We start from the raw sequence: 13635 nt of genomic DNA on the forward strand, positions 1-13635 counted from the left end.
TTCACCATCGTCGACTGGAAGACCGGCATCGAGCCGGACGCTCGTTCCGCCCGGCACCGCACGCTGCAGCTCGCCGCATACGCCCTCGCGTATGCGCGGCTCCGGAACCTCCCGCCGCGCGACGTGGACGCCGCGTTCTACTACGCGGCCACCGGGACGACGGTGCGGCCGACGCTGCCGCGCGAGAAGGCGCTGCGCTCGCTGCTGGCGACCGTCCCCGACTAAGCGCAAGACTCACCCGATGGGGAAGGTCCTGCTCCACCTGGCGGTGTCGCTCGACGGGTACATCGACGGCCCCGACGGGGCGGACGTCGGGTTGTACGACTGGTATGCGGTGACGTCCGGTTCACCGGCGATACCGCGTCGAGGGGGGCGCGTGGCGGCCCAGGGCTGACGTCCGTAGAACTCAGCGGCGACGGTTGGCCCTGGGACGGGCCTGCTTGATCGGCGCGGTGGAGTCGGCTGGTTCGGAGTCGGCTGGTTCGGAGTCGGCTGGTTCGGAGTCGGCTGGTTCGGAGTCTGCGGGTTCGGCGGGGGTCGGTTCGGCGGGGGTCGGTTCGGTGTCGGCTGGGGGCGCCGGCTCGTCGACTGTCGGCGCTTCCTCCGTGACGAGGTCCTCGGCCTCCGACTCGGCCTCCGGCGCGGGCTCGACCTCCGGCTCGAGGTGTTCGTCGAGGTCCTCGTCGTCCGGTGTTGGCGCCGACGGAGAGAGCTCGAGCACCTCGTACCAGGATGTGTAGTCCGCCTGGGTCGCCGGCCCGGGCGCCGCGACCGGCTCGCCGCGAAGGCGGTCCAGCTCCTCGGCCGGGATGACGGCGGTGGCGTCGGCCGCGGTGCCGGTCTTGAGCAGCTGGGTGTCGTCCTCGAGGACGTCGGGCGCGTCCTCCCCTCCGCCCGCGGACGCGGCACTGGCGGTGGCGTAACTGGCCACCGGACCGCCGGTCGGCAGCCGGGGGGCCACCTCGGGCTCGGTGACGACGAGGGCGGGCTCGTTCGCCGTGCGCTCGTCGAGAGCCCGGAGCTCGGCCGCGCGTCGGGTGATCAGCGGCGGTTCGGCGGCGTGCACCGCATCCAGCAGCTGGGTGAGCAGCCGCAGTTCCGACACCAAGCGGGCGCGGTGCCGAAGGTGGCGGTCGGGGCGCTCGATCCGGGCGACGGAGTAGGCCTCGACGATGCTCTCGAACGTCTCCGGGGAGCACTCCGCCACGAGCTCCGCGAAGTCGTCCGCCGGGTCGGCGACCTTGGCGTGCTCCCACCCCGTGACCGCCCGGACCGACGCCGTCTCGGGGTTCTCGTCGTCCGCGAACGTCACGAGGAACCGGCCGCCGCTGAGGTCGCCGTGCACCGGAGTCGGTGCGAACCGCCACGCTGACACGTCCTCCAGCGCGCGCTCCCACCGGGACAGCAGTGCGGTCGGCACGTGCCCCGTGGCGGCGCCCCGGTCGAGGTCGCCGAGGTGGCGGCTACGGCAGGTCTCGGCGTCGTAGACCGGGACGCCGCCCTCGTCGAAGACCGCGCGCTCCACGTTGTGCAGCGCCGCGACGGCCCGGCCGATCTCGGCGGCCACACCAGGACCGGGAATGACCTCGCTCAGCACGACCGAGCGGCCGTGGAGGTAGGGGTAGACGACCGCCCTGCCCTCGGGCACCGCCAGGAACCCACGGGGGAGCGGCACGCCGAAGGGCACCCGGCGGTTCAGCAGCGGCAGCAGATCGGCGGCGGTGTCGAGCTGCGCGCCGACGGCCGAGGTGGTCGGGAGCCGCACGACCCACGCGCGCCGCTGGGTGTCGGTGACGAACCCGACGTCGCACCGGTTACCCGGCGCACCGCGCGCCGCCCGCACCGCGACCGCATCGAGCCCGGGCACGGCCGAGCTCGCCACCGCGGCGAGGTAGGCAGGGGTGCGCGTCACGCCCACACGGTATTCGGTCGGCCACCGTTCACCCCGCACCTCGCCGCCGTTCGGCGGGTATGCCTCCTGCACGCTTCACCCCTGGCGTGGTCGCGCCGAGTCGTCTCCGCCACGGAGCTCACCGCTGGGCTCGGCTCACAGCCGAGCGCTCGGCTCGGGGTATTCCGTGAGCCGAGCCGCTTGACTCACAGCCGAGCCGAGGGGCTCAGGGTATTCCGAGCCGAGCCGCTTGACTCACAGCCGAGCGGCTCGGCTCGGGTTATTCCGTGAGCCGAGCCGCTTGACTCACAGCCGAGCCGAGTGGCTCAAGGGGCCGCGCGTAGGGTGACGAGCGTGTCCCGCCCGACCGCCTCGATCGCCTCGATGCCGCTGGGGGACCTTCCGCTCTCGCGCGGCAGCCTCGACCGGGCCGCCCACCGCCGGGCCGAACCCGACCTCGTTCCCAAGCTCCTGGCCGACCCCGCCACGCGGGTGGTGGTCATCGTCGCGGAGAGCATGGAGGTCCTCCCGGACGGGGCGCTCGCCGTCCGACCGCCGGCTCCGGACGACCGGCACCGGCTCGCCTTCTTCCTGGGCGAGGAGGTCACCACCGAGGCCGCCGACCCCGACAGCGGGACCGAGCGCACCACATACCTCGCCGTCGTCGGGGACCCCACGGAGAGCGGACACGACGACTGGCAGACCCTGCGCAACGCGGGCGCCGACCTCAGCGACCGCGACGCCGGCATCTTCACCACCGCTCAGGCACTGGCCAACTGGCACGCCGCCCACCAGTTCTGTCCGCGGTGTGGCGCTCCGACCGAACCGGAGCAGGCGGGCTGGATCCGCCGCTGCACCCGCGACAAGTCGGAGCACTACCCGCGTACCGACCCGGCCGTGATCATGGCTGTGGTCGACGACGACGACCGGCTGCTCCTCGGCCGCAACGCGCAGTGGCCGGAGGGGCGGTTCTCGGTGCTGGCCGGGTTCGTCGAACCGGGCGAGTCGTTCGAGGCCGCGGTGGCCCGCGAGGTCGAGGAGGAGGTGGGCATCCAGATCACCGACGTGACCTACCTGGGGAACCAGCCGTGGCCGTTCCCGTCCTCCGACATGGTCGGGTTCCGCGCCCGGGCCACGACCACGTCTCTCCATCCGGACACCGTCGAGATGGCCGAGGCGCGGTGGTTCACTCGGGACGAGTACCGAAACGCGTTGACCACCAAAGAAATTCGCACCCCGAGCGGGATCTCGATCGCCCAGCGGCTGATCGAGCACTGGTTGGGACAGCGCATCGCCGAGATCGCCGACGTCTCCTGGTAGGCGACTGACACAATCCGCGCATGGCGAAGAAGACGGCGTCGGGTCTGGAGAAGCTCCCGAAGAAGGCCTACGAGAAGAAGCTCGGGAAGCTGCAGGCCGAGCTCGTCGTCATGCAGGAGTGGGTGAAGCACACCGGCAACCGCGTCGTCGTGGTCTGCGAGGGACGCGACGCGGCCGGCAAGGGCTCGGCGATCAAGCGCATCACCGAGGTGCTCAACCCGCGGCAGGTCCGGATCTCGGCGCTGCCGGCACCGAGCGAGCGCGAGAAGACGCAGTGGTACTTCCAGAAGTACATCGCCCACCTGCCGGCGTCCGGCGAGATCGTCATCTTCGACCGGTCCTGGTACAACCGCGCCGGCGTCGAACGGGTAATGGGCTTCTGCACCGACGCCGAGTACGAGCGGTTCCTGCGCCAGGCGCCGGTCTTCGAGCAGATGCTCATCGAGGACGGGATCATGCTGCGCAAGTACTGGTTCTCGGTCTCCGACAAGGAGCAGGAGGCGCGCTTCCGCTCCCGGGCGGCCGACCCGATGCGGCGCTGGAAGCTGTCACCGATGGACCCCGAGTCACTACTGCGTTGGGAGGACTACTCCCTCGCCAAGGACGAGATGATGGCCCACACCGACGTCGAGATGTCGCCGTGGTGGGTGGTGGAGTCGGAGGACAAGAGGGCCGCGCGGGTCAACGTCATCTCGCACCTGCTCGGCTCGATCCCCTACACGGGAGTCGAGCCGCCCGTGGTCAAGATCCCGCAGCGACCCAGGGCGAAGGGCGTCGCCCGCCCGCCCAAGGACACCCAGCGCTACGTGCCGGACGTCGCCGCCGACCTGTCGACGTAGGCGACGTAGCCGCTCAGACGCCGAGACGCTGCTTGACCTCGATGACGCTGGGGTTCGTGGCGGCAGACCCGTCGGGGAAGAGGATCGTCGGCACGGTCTGGTTCCCGCGGTTGACCTTCTCGACGAACCGGGCACTCTCGGAGTCACGCTCGATGTCGACCTCAGTGAACGGGATGCCTTCGCGGTCCAGCTGCGACTTCAGGCGCCGGCAGTAGCCGCACCACGACGTGCTGAACATCGTGATGCTTCCGGACTCGGGGTTCGCGACGGTCATGGACCGGTCAACCACCTGCGGGCGCGAGTTCTTCCCCATGATGTGATGCCGGTATGCCAGTTGTCTCGGACGACATCGCCGGCCTGCTCGCCTCGCGCCAGAACGGCATCCTCGCCACCCTCCGACGGGACGGTCGCCCTCAGCTCTCGGTGGTCACGTACGCGTGGTACCCCGATGACGAGGGGCGCGAGATCGTCCGGATCTCGACGGTCGACGGCCGCGCCAAGGTGTCGAACCTGCACCGCGACCCGCGCGCCAGCTTCCTGGTCAGCGACGAGTCCGGCTGGTCCTATGCCGTGGTGGAGGGCGTGGTCGAGCTGTCGGCAGTCGCCTCGTCCCAGGACGACGAGGCCGTCGAGGAGCTCATCCGGGTCTACCGGGACGCGGCGGGAGAGCACCCGGACTGGGCCGACTACCGCCGGGCCATGGTCGAGGACCACCGCTTGGTCGCCCGGCTCGTGGTCGACCACGCCTACGGGACAGTCCGTTCCTGACGCCGGCTGAGACCGTCTGGGGACGGCCGCCGCGGCGTCGGCGGCCCGACCTAGACTCGCTCGGGTCATGACCGAGGCCGCCGCGCTCGCCCGCACTGCTCCCCACGTCCCCAGCGCCGACGAGGTGCTCGCTGCGCTCGACCCGGAGCAGCGCGAGGTCGCGAGCAGCCCGGTGGGGCCGATGTGCGTCCTGGCGGGGGCCGGCACGGGCAAGACCCGCGCGATCACCCACCGGATCGCCTACGGGGTCCACTCCGGCGCCTACCAGGCACAGCGGGTCCTCGCCGTGACGTTCACCGCCCGCGCCGCCGGGGAGATGCGCACCCGCCTCCGGACGCTTGGCGTCGGGGGCGTCCAGGCCCGGACCTTCCACGCCGCGGCCCTTCGCCAGCTGCACTACTTCTGGCCGCAGGCCGTGGGGGGCGCCGCCCCCGAGATCCTCCCCTACAAGGCGCCGGTCGTCGCCGAGGCGGCCTCGCGGCTGCGCATGCAGTTCGACCGGACCGCCATCCGCGACCTCTCCGCCGAGGTCGAGTGGGCCAAGGTGACCCTGCTCACCCCGGAGTCGTATGCGGCGCACGCCCGGTCGGCGGGCCGTGACCCGGCGGGCATCGACCTGCGGGAGATGGCGCGGCTGTTCGAGACCTACGAGGAGTGCAAGACCCAGCGGGGCGTCATCGACTTCGAGGACGTGCTGCTCCTCACCGCGGGCATCCTCGCCGAGCGGGAGGAGATCGCCCGGACCGTCCGCGGTCAGTACCGCCACTTCGTCGTCGACGAGTACCAGGACGTCAACGCCCTCCAGCAGCGGCTCCTGGACCTCTGGCTCGGGGAACGCGACGACGTCTGCGTCGTGGGCGACCCGGCGCAGACCATCTACTCGTTCACCGGCGCCTCGCCCGACCACCTGCTGCGGTTCCCGCGCCGGTTTCCTACTGCCCGAGTGGTCACCCTGGTCCGCAACTACCGGTCCACCCCGCAGGTCGTCGCCCTGGCCAACCTCGTCTCGCGGGCCGCGTCGGTCAGCACGGGGTCCGCGGTACGCGCGGGGTCACCGCCGCCGGCGGCCTACGTCGAGCTGGTGGCCGAGTCACCGGCCGGGCCGAACCCCACTCTGCGGCAGCACCCGGACGACCCCAGCGAGGCGGGGGCGGTCGCCGCGGACATCGCCGGGCTGGTCCGGGAGGGCCATCCGGCTTCCGAGATCGCGGTGCTGTTCCGGACCAACGCCCAGTCGGAGGCGTTCGAGGCGGCGCTCTCGGCGGCCGACGTCCCCTATCTCGTCCGGGGCGGCGAGCGGTTCTTCGCCCGCCCGGAGGTCCGTCAGGGCGTACTGCTGCTGCGAGGTGCGGTTCGTGGCGACGACGGCTCGGTGGACCTGCCGCGTCTCGTCCGTGACATCCTGGGCGGCGCGGGGTGGACGCCGCAGCCGCCGAGCTCGGGTGGGGCGGTCCGGGAGCGGTGGGAGTCGCTGACCGCCCTCGCCACACTGGCCGACGACCTCGTCGCGGTGTCGCCGGGGGCCCGAGTCGCCGATCTCATCCGCGACCTCGACGAGCGGATCGCCGCCCAGCACGCTCCTGCGGTCCAGGGGGTCACGCTGGCCTCGTTCCACGCGGCCAAGGGCCTGGAGTGGGACACCGTGTTCCTCGCCGGCTGCAGCGACGGGTTCATCCCCATCACGCTCGCCGAGGGCGCGGCGGCCATCGAGGAGGAGCGGCGGCTGCTCTACGTCGGCGTCACCCGCGCCCGCCGCGACCTGAGGCTCTCCTGGGCGACGGCCCGCAACCCCGGCGGCCGGGCCAGCCGACGGCCGTCCCGCTTCCTCGACCCGGCCGCCGCCGTGCTCGGCCCGAGCGCGAAGGCCCCCCAGAGCGGGTCCCGTCGGCGACGGGAGGCCGCACCCACCCGCAGCACGCCGGCCACCTGCCGCAGCTGCGGCGCCGAGCTGTCCACCGCCGCCCAGCGCAAGGTCGGGCGCTGTGACTCCTGCCCGCCCACCTACGACGAGACCACGTTCGAGGCGCTGCGCACGTGGCGGCTGGCCGTCGCCAGGGCGTCGGCGGTCCCCGCATACGTCGTCTTCACCGACGCCACCCTCGTGGCGATCGCCGAGACCCGGCCGGGCTCGCTGACCGAGCTGTCGCAGATCTCCGGAGTCGGGGTCCGCAAGCTCGAGGCCCACGGCGCCGCGGTCCTCGATGTCCTGGGCGGGGCCGACCCGGAACTCATCGCCCAAAACGCCTCTGCCGCAACGAAATCCACGTCCGAGGCCGAGCCCGTCGAAAAGAAGTCACGAAACCGCAATAAATAGTGTGGTGGTATCTGGCGGCTCTTAGTACTCTCTTCAAGACGTACCGGTGTGGTGTGGCACCCACACACACAACGCTGAGCAGCGGAAGGAGGGGTAGCCCTGATGGAGATCACCAACACGATGACGAGCGGCGCGGTCGAGATGACCAGCGCCGACGCGCGCGTCTGGCGTGACCGTCTGCAGCCGGGCGCCCACCTCCTCGCAGACATCGTCATCCCGGTCCAGGGGACGACCCTGCCCACCGTTGGCATCGACAAGGTCGGCGCTCTCGGGCAGGCCGCCGTCCAGGTGATCGCCCCGGCGTTCGCCGTCCCGACCTACAACTCCATGGATGTCCCACCGTTCCGCTCCGGTAGACCACCCGTCTGAGCTCCAGACACCGGTCTCCCTCCAGGCCGCGGAACCCGACATCCGGGATCCGCGGCCTTTTTGTTTGTCCGGCCGCGACCACGAACACCACCGCACAGAACCAGCCGCAGCACCAGACGCAGCAGAGGGCCGACATGACCAGCACCGCACGGCGCACCCACCACCACCAGGGACGCGCGCCGCTTCGTGAGGACGACCGACGTCACCGACACCACGGCGACGCCGGACCGGAGAGGGAGAACGGAAGGGAGGTGACGCACCAGATGACGACGCAGATGACCGCGCTCAGCCTGACCGAGCTCATCGACCTGCGCTCCGACGCGCAGGCCGACGGCGAGGCCGTGCCCTGCCGCTCGTTCGACGCCGAGCTCTGGTTCGCCGAGAGCCCGGCGGACGTCGAGTTCGCGAAGTCGCTCTGCGGGACCTGCCCGGCACTCCAGGAGTGCCTCGCGGGTGCGCTCGAGCGACGCGAGCCCTGGGGCGTCTGGGGCGGGCAGCTCTTCGTGCAGGGGGTCGTCGTTCCGCGCAAGCGGCCGCGAGGACGTCCGCGCAAGAACGAGATCGCCGCCTGACGACGTCAGGGACAACACCACCACAACCACACGTCACTTCACACGTACAGGAGAAGCGGATATGTACACGTTCCAGACGTATCCCGATCTGGCCAAGGCCACGATCGACGAACGCCTGCGTCGCGCTCCGCAGACCGGTGTCCGCCGCGCCGCCCGACTGATCTCGCTGGAGATCCATCGGTCGCGACAGGCGGACCACGGTCGGCGCGAGCGGTGACCCGCGCCGTCACGGGGCGGCCGTCGCAGACCGAACCACCCACCCGGAAGGGCGGGGAGCGCAGGGGGCTCCCCGCCCTTCGTCATGCCCCGGCGTCGCGCCCCGGCATCAGCAGGTAGCGTCCGGCCATGACCGAGTCGCTGACGCGTGCGGAGACGCGCGACCGCGCGGTCGACGCCCTGACCGCCGCCGAGCTCGCCGGCATCGTCGATCTCGTCGTCTGGGTGGACGACGTCGATGGCGAACGGGTCGCCCACGCCGCGAACCGCCAAGGCACCGTGCGGCTGCGCCCCGGCGGGGCGCACGAGGTCCTCGACGGGACCGACCCGATCGCGTCGGAGGACCCGATGGCCTTCCTGCCGTACCAGCGGGAGGTCGAGGGCGAGGGACCGCGGGTCAGCACTGACAACGCCTACCCGTATGCGGCCGAGCGGATCCTCTCGTTGTTCGACGACGCCAGCCGGAGCCCGGACCTGGCGGTCGTCCACACGCCGCGGCACTACTTCCCGGACGAGGGCGGCCACCACGGCGAGCACGGGTCGCTCGACGTCATCCAGTCGCGGGCGCCGCTGGTCCTCGCCGGCGCCGGCGTCGCCCGGAGCGGCTACCTCGACGACCACGCGCACCTCGTCGACGTCGGACCGACCCTCGCCGCGCTGGCCGGTGTCCCGCGCGACGACCTGCGCGACGCGGCCGGTGCCCCGCTCGACGGGCGGGTGCTCGACGCATACCTCGACCCCTCGGTGGCCCCGAAGGCCGTTGTCGGCGTTCTCTGGGACGGTGCCCACTGCGGTGACCTCCTGCACCTCGCCGAGGCGGGCGAGCTTCCGGCGGTCGCGTGGCTGGTCGAGCGGGGCGTCGCGCTGCGGGGCGGTGCGGTCGCGCAGTTCCCGAGCGTGACGCTGACCAACCACACCTCGATCCTCACCGGCATCGGCCCAGGTCGGCACGGGGTCCTCGGGAACGTGTTCTACGACCGCGAGACCGGCGAGCGGGTGGTACCGAACGACGAGACGACGTGGCACCGGTCGGCGGAGTGGCTGCGTCCCACGGTGCGCACGGTGTTTGAGATGGTCGCGGACCACGTTGATTTCCAAGGGTTTCCGCGCACAGCCTGCATCGACGAGGCCATCGACCGCGGTTCCGACTACTCCACGATGTCCGTGATCCGGGGGAGCGGCAGCGGGACCGGCGCGGGCGGCCTCGGCGACCGGTTGCCGCCGGCCGACCAGTCGCCGTTCGTGCGCGACCGGGCATACCTCGACGACGGCTACTTCCGGTGGGGCGTCAGCGTCGACGATCTCGGGCTCGCCCAGGTTCGCGAGCTGTTCGCCGACGCGTCCCGGATGCCGCGGCTCACCTGGTGGGCCAACGTCGTCACGGACGCCGGTCACCATGGCGGCGGTCCGCGCTCGGAGATGGCCCGCGACTCGCTGCGCCAGTCCGACGCCCGGCTCGGGGTGTTCCTCGACCACCTCGCCGGCCTCGGGGTGCTCGAGGACGTGGCCTTCCTGCTCACGGCCGACCACGGGTTCGAGGCGGCGGACACGTCGGTGACCGGCTCCTGGCGGCCGGCACTGGAGTCCCTCGGGGTCCCGTTCCGCGACGAGGGCCCGGGCTTCGTCTACTTCCTCTGAGCCGCCCGGCACGCTCAGCGGCGGTCGTAGGGTGGCCGTCATGAAGGCCTCGCTGCACATCGCTCAGGACCCCGCGGCCGACGAGGTGCTGTCGACCGATGCCTTCGCGCTGCTCGTGGGGATGCTGCTGGACCAGCAGTTCCCGATGGAGCGTGCGTTCGCGGGACCGGCCAAGATCCTCGAGCGGTTCGGGACGCTGGACCCGGCGGCGATCGCCGACGCCGACCCCGAGCAGTTCGCCACCCTCTGCTCCACACCGCCCGCGATCCACCGGTACGGCCGCTCGATGGCCGGTCGGGTCCAGGAGGTCGCCCGTGCGGTGGTCGCGGACTACGGCGGCGACGCCGAACGCCTCTGGACCGAGGCGTCCTCCGGCGCCGACCTGCTGGCCCGCCTCCGGACGCTGCCCGGGTTCGGGGAGCAGAAGGCCAAGATCTTCACCGCGCTGGTCGCCAAGCAGCTCGGCGTCCGGCCGGACGGCTGGGAGCAGGCGGCCGGCGCATACGCCGAACCCGGTTCGCGCCGGAGCGTGGCCGACGTCGTCGACCAGGACTCGCTCGAGCAGGTGCGGGCGTTCAAGAAGGAGCAGAAGGCGGCCACCGCCCGCTGATGCCGGACACCCCGGAGCAGCTGGTCTGCGCGACGTGCGGCCGGACCGCACCCGCGGACGGCGAAGCCTTGGTCGCCTGGGCCCGCGGCGTGGAACACCGCCGGGAGGTCTGGACCTGCGACGTCTGCAGCCGCGAGTACCTGCGCAGCATCGAGGGCAAGCTCGACTCCGGCTGGTGGTGAGGCGTCAGACGACCGGTTCGCCCAGCGGCGGGAGGTCCACCCCCGGCAGGTAGGCGCCGACGAGCTCGCGCCCGTGCACCTCACCGCCGATCTGGCAGAGCACCCCGATGCCACCGAGCCACACCCGGTGGATGAGGAGGTACTCGGCGGGCAGGTTGAGGCGCATACCGACGGCGTAGTTGGGCCGCCGTGGGTCGTTGATGTGCTGGAACACGTCGCGCAACCAGGGTCGGGAGAACCGGAACGTGTCGGTCCGCAGCGGCACGATGAACGGCTCGAGGTACTCGAGCAGCCGCTCCGCGTCGACGTCCATCCCCGGCCGGACGAACCCCGTCTCGCGCAGCCCGGCGAGCGTGCCCTCGGCGTCGCCGTCGACGGCGAGACTGAGGAACCGGCCCATCTCGTCGGGCAGGCCGTGGGGCAGCCGCTTGACCGCACCGAAGTCCATGATCCCGAGCCGGCCGTCCGGCATCAGCCGGAAGTTGCCCGGGTGCGGGTCGGCGTGCAGGAGCCCGACACGGCCGGGCCCGACCAGGAGGAACTCCATGTAGCGCTGCGAGGCGAGGTCGCGCTGCTCCTCGGTGCCCTCGTTGATAACCCGCGACAGGGGTTCGCCGTCGATCCACTCGCTGACGATGACCCGCTCCCCGAACTTGATGACGTGCGGGATGAGGAAGTGCGGGTCGCCGTCGAACCCCTTGGCGAACTTCTCCTGCGACCGCGCCTCGAGGCGGTAGTCCAGCTCCTCGGCCATCCGGCCCTTGAGCTCGGCGAGGATCGGGCCGATCTCGATGCCGGGTACCCACGCGGTGGCGACGCGCGCCACGCGGGAGACCTGGGCGAGGTCGCTGAGCAGGGCGGGGCCGGCCCCCGGGTACTGGATCTTGACCGCCACGGTGCGGCCGTCCCGCCAGATGCCTCGGTGGACCTGCCCGATCGAGGCGGCGGCCACGGGGACGTCGTCGAACTCGACGAAGCTCCTCCGCCACCGCGGCCCGAGCTGCTCGGCCAGGACGGTGTGGACGGTGGACGCGGGCAGCGGGGGAGCACTGTCCTGCAGCTTGGTCAGCATGGCCCGGTAGGGGGCCGCCATCTCCTCGGGAAACGCGGACTCGAAGATCGACAGCGCCTGGCCGAACTTCATCGCGCCGCCCTTGAGCTGCCCGAGCACGCTGAACAGCTGCTCGGCCGTGCGCGCCTGCAGTTCCGCGGTGACGATCTCGGCCGGCTTGCCGCCGACCCGCTTACCCAGCCCCCACGCCGCGCGACCGGCCATGCCGACGGGCAGGCTGGCCAGCCGGGCCGCACGGACCACGGCACTGCGGGGGAGGTCGGTCACGTGGTCATTGTCACCCGCGCCACTGTCGGTTGCCGCCAACCCCTCGGACAGGTCCGGAACAGGTCGGGACCAGGCGAGGATCAGGCGAGGATCTGCTCGGCCAGCGACTCGACCCACCACCGCTCCAGGTGGTCCGGGTCCCACCCGCGTTCCAGGACGGCGATGTCGTACACCTGGATCGACACGACCATCGCGTAGGCGTCGAGGGCGCGCTGCAGGGAGACCCCACGCCGCCGGGCCGAGGCCGGCCAGCCCGAGAACGTCTCGCGACGGCCCCGCTCGCCGCGGCCCCGGCCCTCCTCGTAGGCGGCGGCGAGGGCCGGCTCGTTGCGCATCCCCTCGACGAGCACTCTCAGGCCGTCACCGCCGTGCTCGAACAGCCGTCGGTCGAACGAGAGGTAGGCCGCCAGCTGGCCGCGGGGGTTCCCGGCGGCCTTGCCCAGCTCGGCGAGCAGCCGTTCGACGTCGGCAGCCGCGTCGGCGCTGTCGACGAGCGTCACGGCGAGCCCTGCCTTGGTGCCGTAGACCGCATACACCGTGGCCTCGGACACCCCGGCCGCCGTGGCGACCGACCGGACGCTCGTGCCGGCCCAGCCGGTGTCCACGAACCGCTCGCGGGCGGCTCGTGCGATGAGCAGCTTGGTGCGCTCGGCCTGCTCCTCGCGCAGCGCCGACCGGTAGGGCCGCGAGGTGGCTGGAGATTCGTCCACGAAACCCATTGTACCAGTCCGCTGAGTGTGGCTATATTGACTATGCATTGCTCAATCAACAAAGTATCACTCAACGAATGGAGCATCATGAGCACGGAACAGATCGCCCGCGAGGTCCTGGCCCGCCTGGAGCAGGCGTGGAACGCCGGGGACGGCAACGCCTTCGGAGCGCCGTACCGGGACAACGCGTCGTTCGTGACCATCCGCGGCGAGCTCGCCCACGGTGCCGAGATCGGCGCGGGCCATGAGCAGATCTTCGCGACGATCTACGCGGGCAGCACCAACCGGATGGAGCTGCTGGCGGCCCACCGGGTCGACGAGGACGTCATCGTCACCACCGCCCGCAGCACGCTGGACGCCCCGCACGGACCGCTGGCCGGTGTCCACACGGCGATGTCCACCTCGGTCCTGGTCCGGACCGAGGGCGAATGGCGCATCGCGGCCACCCAGAACACCCTGGTCGGCGCGCCATGAGCGCCGAGACTGCCGCCGGACTCACGCCCGCAGTGGTGCCGGGCACGACCGGGCGACGCTGGCCCGCGGTGCTGCTCGGCGTGGGTGGCCTGGTCATGGCCGTCGGCGGATGCCTGCATCCGCATGACGCCGAGGAGACTCTCACCGGCACCCTCGTCGGCACCCTCGTCGGCCTGCCCTCGTCGCCGGTGCGGGGGGCGTCCCACTGCTGATCTGACCGGGGTCCTCTCGTGGTGGCGGGTCGGGCCGGCGCTCGGCGGGAGCGGCTGTTCCCGGACCAGGTCCGCGGTTGGCTGACCGTCGCGATCGGGGTGCTGGGCGGTCGCGGTCGTGGAATGGTCCCGCACCTGCTCACCGGCTCCGAGCACCAGGCGCTGGAGGCCGGCGAGGCGA

The 13635-nt window shown here is 71.9% G+C and carries 18 protein-coding genes; 14 read left to right on the top strand and 4 right to left on the bottom strand.

What is annotated here, in order from left to right; genetic code table 11:
• Both VIG79_RS17740 and VIG79_RS17745 read left to right on the top strand, forming a co-directional pair.
• Positions 1–225: PD-(D/E)XK nuclease family protein (locus tag VIG79_RS17740; protein WP_331888041.1), on the top strand; the 225-nt coding region annotated here is incomplete at its 5' end.
• A gap of 16 nt (positions 226–241) precedes the next feature.
• Positions 242–394, top strand: coding sequence for a hypothetical protein (locus VIG79_RS17745; RefSeq protein WP_331888043.1), 153 nt, complete (start codon positions 242–244; stop codon positions 392–394).
• Between the two features lie 12 nt (positions 395–406).
• Here the strand turns inward: VIG79_RS17745 and VIG79_RS17750 are convergent, their stop codons facing one another.
• Positions 407–1912 carry a 2'-phosphotransferase gene (locus VIG79_RS17750; protein ID WP_331888045.1) on the bottom strand — a complete coding sequence of 502 codons (1506 nt, stop codon included), beginning with the start codon at positions 1910–1912 and terminating at the stop codon, positions 407–409.
• A gap of 333 nt (positions 1913–2245) precedes the next feature.
• Here VIG79_RS17750 and nudC point away from each other — a divergent pair, with 333 nt between their 5' ends.
• On the top strand, positions 2246–3211 hold the full coding sequence (gene nudC, locus VIG79_RS17755) for an NAD(+) diphosphatase (RefSeq protein ID WP_331888047.1): 966 nt from the start codon (positions 2246–2248) through the stop codon (positions 3209–3211).
• Positions 3212–3231: 20 nt separating this feature from the next.
• Positions 3232–4050 carry a polyphosphate kinase 2 gene (gene ppk2 / locus VIG79_RS17760; RefSeq protein ID WP_331888049.1) on the top strand — a complete coding sequence of 273 codons (819 nt, stop codon included), beginning with the start codon at positions 3232–3234 and terminating at the stop codon, positions 4048–4050.
• 13 nt (positions 4051–4063) lie between these two features.
• On the opposite strand, the gene VIG79_RS17765 is transcribed toward ppk2, so the two are convergent.
• On the bottom strand, positions 4064–4324 hold the full coding sequence (locus VIG79_RS17765) for a mycoredoxin (RefSeq protein ID WP_331888051.1): 261 nt from the start codon (positions 4322–4324) through the stop codon (positions 4064–4066).
• 53 nt (positions 4325–4377) lie between these two features.
• On the opposite strand from VIG79_RS17765, the gene VIG79_RS17770 reads away from it, so the two are divergent.
• From VIG79_RS17770 to VIG79_RS17805, 8 genes are all read left to right on the top strand, one after another.
• A complete protein-coding gene (locus VIG79_RS17770) occupies positions 4378–4818 on the top strand; it encodes a PPOX class F420-dependent oxidoreductase (protein WP_331888053.1) in 441 nt (146 codons plus the stop codon).
• A gap of 67 nt (positions 4819–4885) precedes the next feature.
• Positions 4886–7132, top strand: a complete 2247-nt coding sequence (locus VIG79_RS17775; protein WP_331888055.1) for an ATP-dependent DNA helicase UvrD2 — start codon at positions 4886–4888, stop codon at positions 7130–7132.
• A 102-nt stretch (positions 7133–7234) separates the two neighbouring features.
• The gene (locus VIG79_RS17780) at positions 7235–7501 is read left to right on the top strand and encodes a hypothetical protein (RefSeq protein ID WP_331888057.1); all 267 of its coding nucleotides are present in this window, start codon (positions 7235–7237) and stop codon (positions 7499–7501) included.
• 263 nt (positions 7502–7764) lie between these two features.
• Positions 7765–8073 carry a WhiB family transcriptional regulator gene (locus tag VIG79_RS17785; protein WP_414672652.1) on the top strand — a complete coding sequence of 103 codons (309 nt, stop codon included), beginning with the start codon at positions 7765–7767 and terminating at the stop codon, positions 8071–8073.
• A gap of 61 nt (positions 8074–8134) precedes the next feature.
• Complete coding sequence (locus VIG79_RS17790) at positions 8135–8290, top strand: hypothetical protein (protein ID WP_331888059.1); 156 nt, start codon at positions 8135–8137, stop codon at positions 8288–8290.
• A 128-nt stretch (positions 8291–8418) separates the two neighbouring features.
• On the top strand, positions 8419–9927 hold the full coding sequence (locus VIG79_RS17795) for an alkaline phosphatase family protein (RefSeq protein WP_331888061.1): 1509 nt from the start codon (positions 8419–8421) through the stop codon (positions 9925–9927).
• 40 nt (positions 9928–9967) lie between these two features.
• Complete coding sequence (locus VIG79_RS17800) at positions 9968–10537, top strand: HhH-GPD-type base excision DNA repair protein (protein ID WP_331888063.1); 570 nt, start codon at positions 9968–9970, stop codon at positions 10535–10537.
• Positions 10537–10719: a hypothetical protein gene (locus VIG79_RS17805; protein WP_331888065.1), complete on the top strand. Its 183-nt coding sequence runs from the start codon at positions 10537–10539 to the stop codon at positions 10717–10719. The genes VIG79_RS17800 and VIG79_RS17805 overlap by 1 nt, the downstream gene beginning before the upstream one ends.
• Positions 10720–10723: 4 nt before the next feature.
• On the opposite strand, the gene VIG79_RS17810 is transcribed toward VIG79_RS17805, so the two are convergent.
• Both VIG79_RS17810 and VIG79_RS17815 read right to left on the bottom strand, forming a co-directional pair.
• On the bottom strand, positions 10724–12058 hold the full coding sequence (locus VIG79_RS17810; protein WP_331888067.1) for an AarF/ABC1/UbiB kinase family protein: 1335 nt from the start codon (positions 12056–12058) through the stop codon (positions 10724–10726).
• A gap of 80 nt (positions 12059–12138) precedes the next feature.
• Positions 12139–12768, bottom strand: coding sequence for a helix-turn-helix domain-containing protein (locus VIG79_RS17815; RefSeq protein ID WP_331888069.1), 630 nt, complete (start codon positions 12766–12768; stop codon positions 12139–12141).
• An 87-nt stretch (positions 12769–12855) separates the two neighbouring features.
• Between VIG79_RS17815 and VIG79_RS17820 the strand changes: the two genes are divergently transcribed.
• Together VIG79_RS17820 and VIG79_RS17825 are read left to right on the top strand one after the other, a co-directional pair.
• Positions 12856–13242: an SgcJ/EcaC family oxidoreductase gene (locus tag VIG79_RS17820; protein WP_331888071.1), complete on the top strand. Its 387-nt coding sequence runs from the start codon at positions 12856–12858 to the stop codon at positions 13240–13242.
• Positions 13239–13454 carry a hypothetical protein gene (locus tag VIG79_RS17825; RefSeq protein WP_331888073.1) on the top strand — a complete coding sequence of 72 codons (216 nt, stop codon included), beginning with the start codon at positions 13239–13241 and terminating at the stop codon, positions 13452–13454. The genes VIG79_RS17820 and VIG79_RS17825 overlap by 4 nt, the downstream gene beginning before the upstream one ends.
• Positions 13455–13635: the final 181 nt, after the last annotated feature.

This window comes from Lapillicoccus sp., assembly GCF_036559105.1.
Lineage (GTDB): Bacteria > Actinomycetota > Actinomycetes > Actinomycetales > Dermatophilaceae > Lapillicoccus.

Bases quoted from the DNA above. Each gene is read 5' to 3' on its own strand.
- VIG79_RS17780 (WP_331888057.1), top strand. From the start codon at position 7,235: ATGGAGATCACCAACACGATGACGAGCGGCGCGGTCGAGATGACCAGC.
- ppk2 (WP_331888049.1), top strand. From the start codon at position 3,232: ATGGCGAAGAAGACGGCGTCGGGTCTGGAGAAGCTCCCGAAGAAGGCC.
- VIG79_RS17800 (WP_331888063.1), top strand. From the start codon at position 9,968: ATGAAGGCCTCGCTGCACATCGCTCAGGACCCCGCGGCCGACGAGGTG.
- VIG79_RS17745 (WP_331888043.1), top strand. From the start codon at position 242: ATGGGGAAGGTCCTGCTCCACCTGGCGGTGTCGCTCGACGGGTACATC.
- VIG79_RS17775 (WP_331888055.1), top strand. From the start codon at position 4,886: ATGACCGAGGCCGCCGCGCTCGCCCGCACTGCTCCCCACGTCCCCAGC.
- VIG79_RS17820 (WP_331888071.1), top strand. From the start codon at position 12,856: ATGAGCACGGAACAGATCGCCCGCGAGGTCCTGGCCCGCCTGGAGCAG.
- VIG79_RS17785 (WP_414672652.1), top strand. From the start codon at position 7,765: ATGACGACGCAGATGACCGCGCTCAGCCTGACCGAGCTCATCGACCTG.
- VIG79_RS17790 (WP_331888059.1), top strand. From the start codon at position 8,135: ATGTACACGTTCCAGACGTATCCCGATCTGGCCAAGGCCACGATCGAC.
- VIG79_RS17795 (WP_331888061.1), top strand. From the start codon at position 8,419: ATGACCGAGTCGCTGACGCGTGCGGAGACGCGCGACCGCGCGGTCGAC.
- VIG79_RS17805 (WP_331888065.1), top strand. From the start codon at position 10,537: ATGCCGGACACCCCGGAGCAGCTGGTCTGCGCGACGTGCGGCCGGACC.
- VIG79_RS17770 (WP_331888053.1), top strand. From the start codon at position 4,378: ATGCCAGTTGTCTCGGACGACATCGCCGGCCTGCTCGCCTCGCGCCAG.
- VIG79_RS17765 (WP_331888051.1), bottom strand. From the start codon at position 4,324: ATGACCGTCGCGAACCCCGAGTCCGGAAGCATCACGATGTTCAGCACG.
- VIG79_RS17825 (WP_331888073.1), top strand. From the start codon at position 13,239: ATGAGCGCCGAGACTGCCGCCGGACTCACGCCCGCAGTGGTGCCGGGC.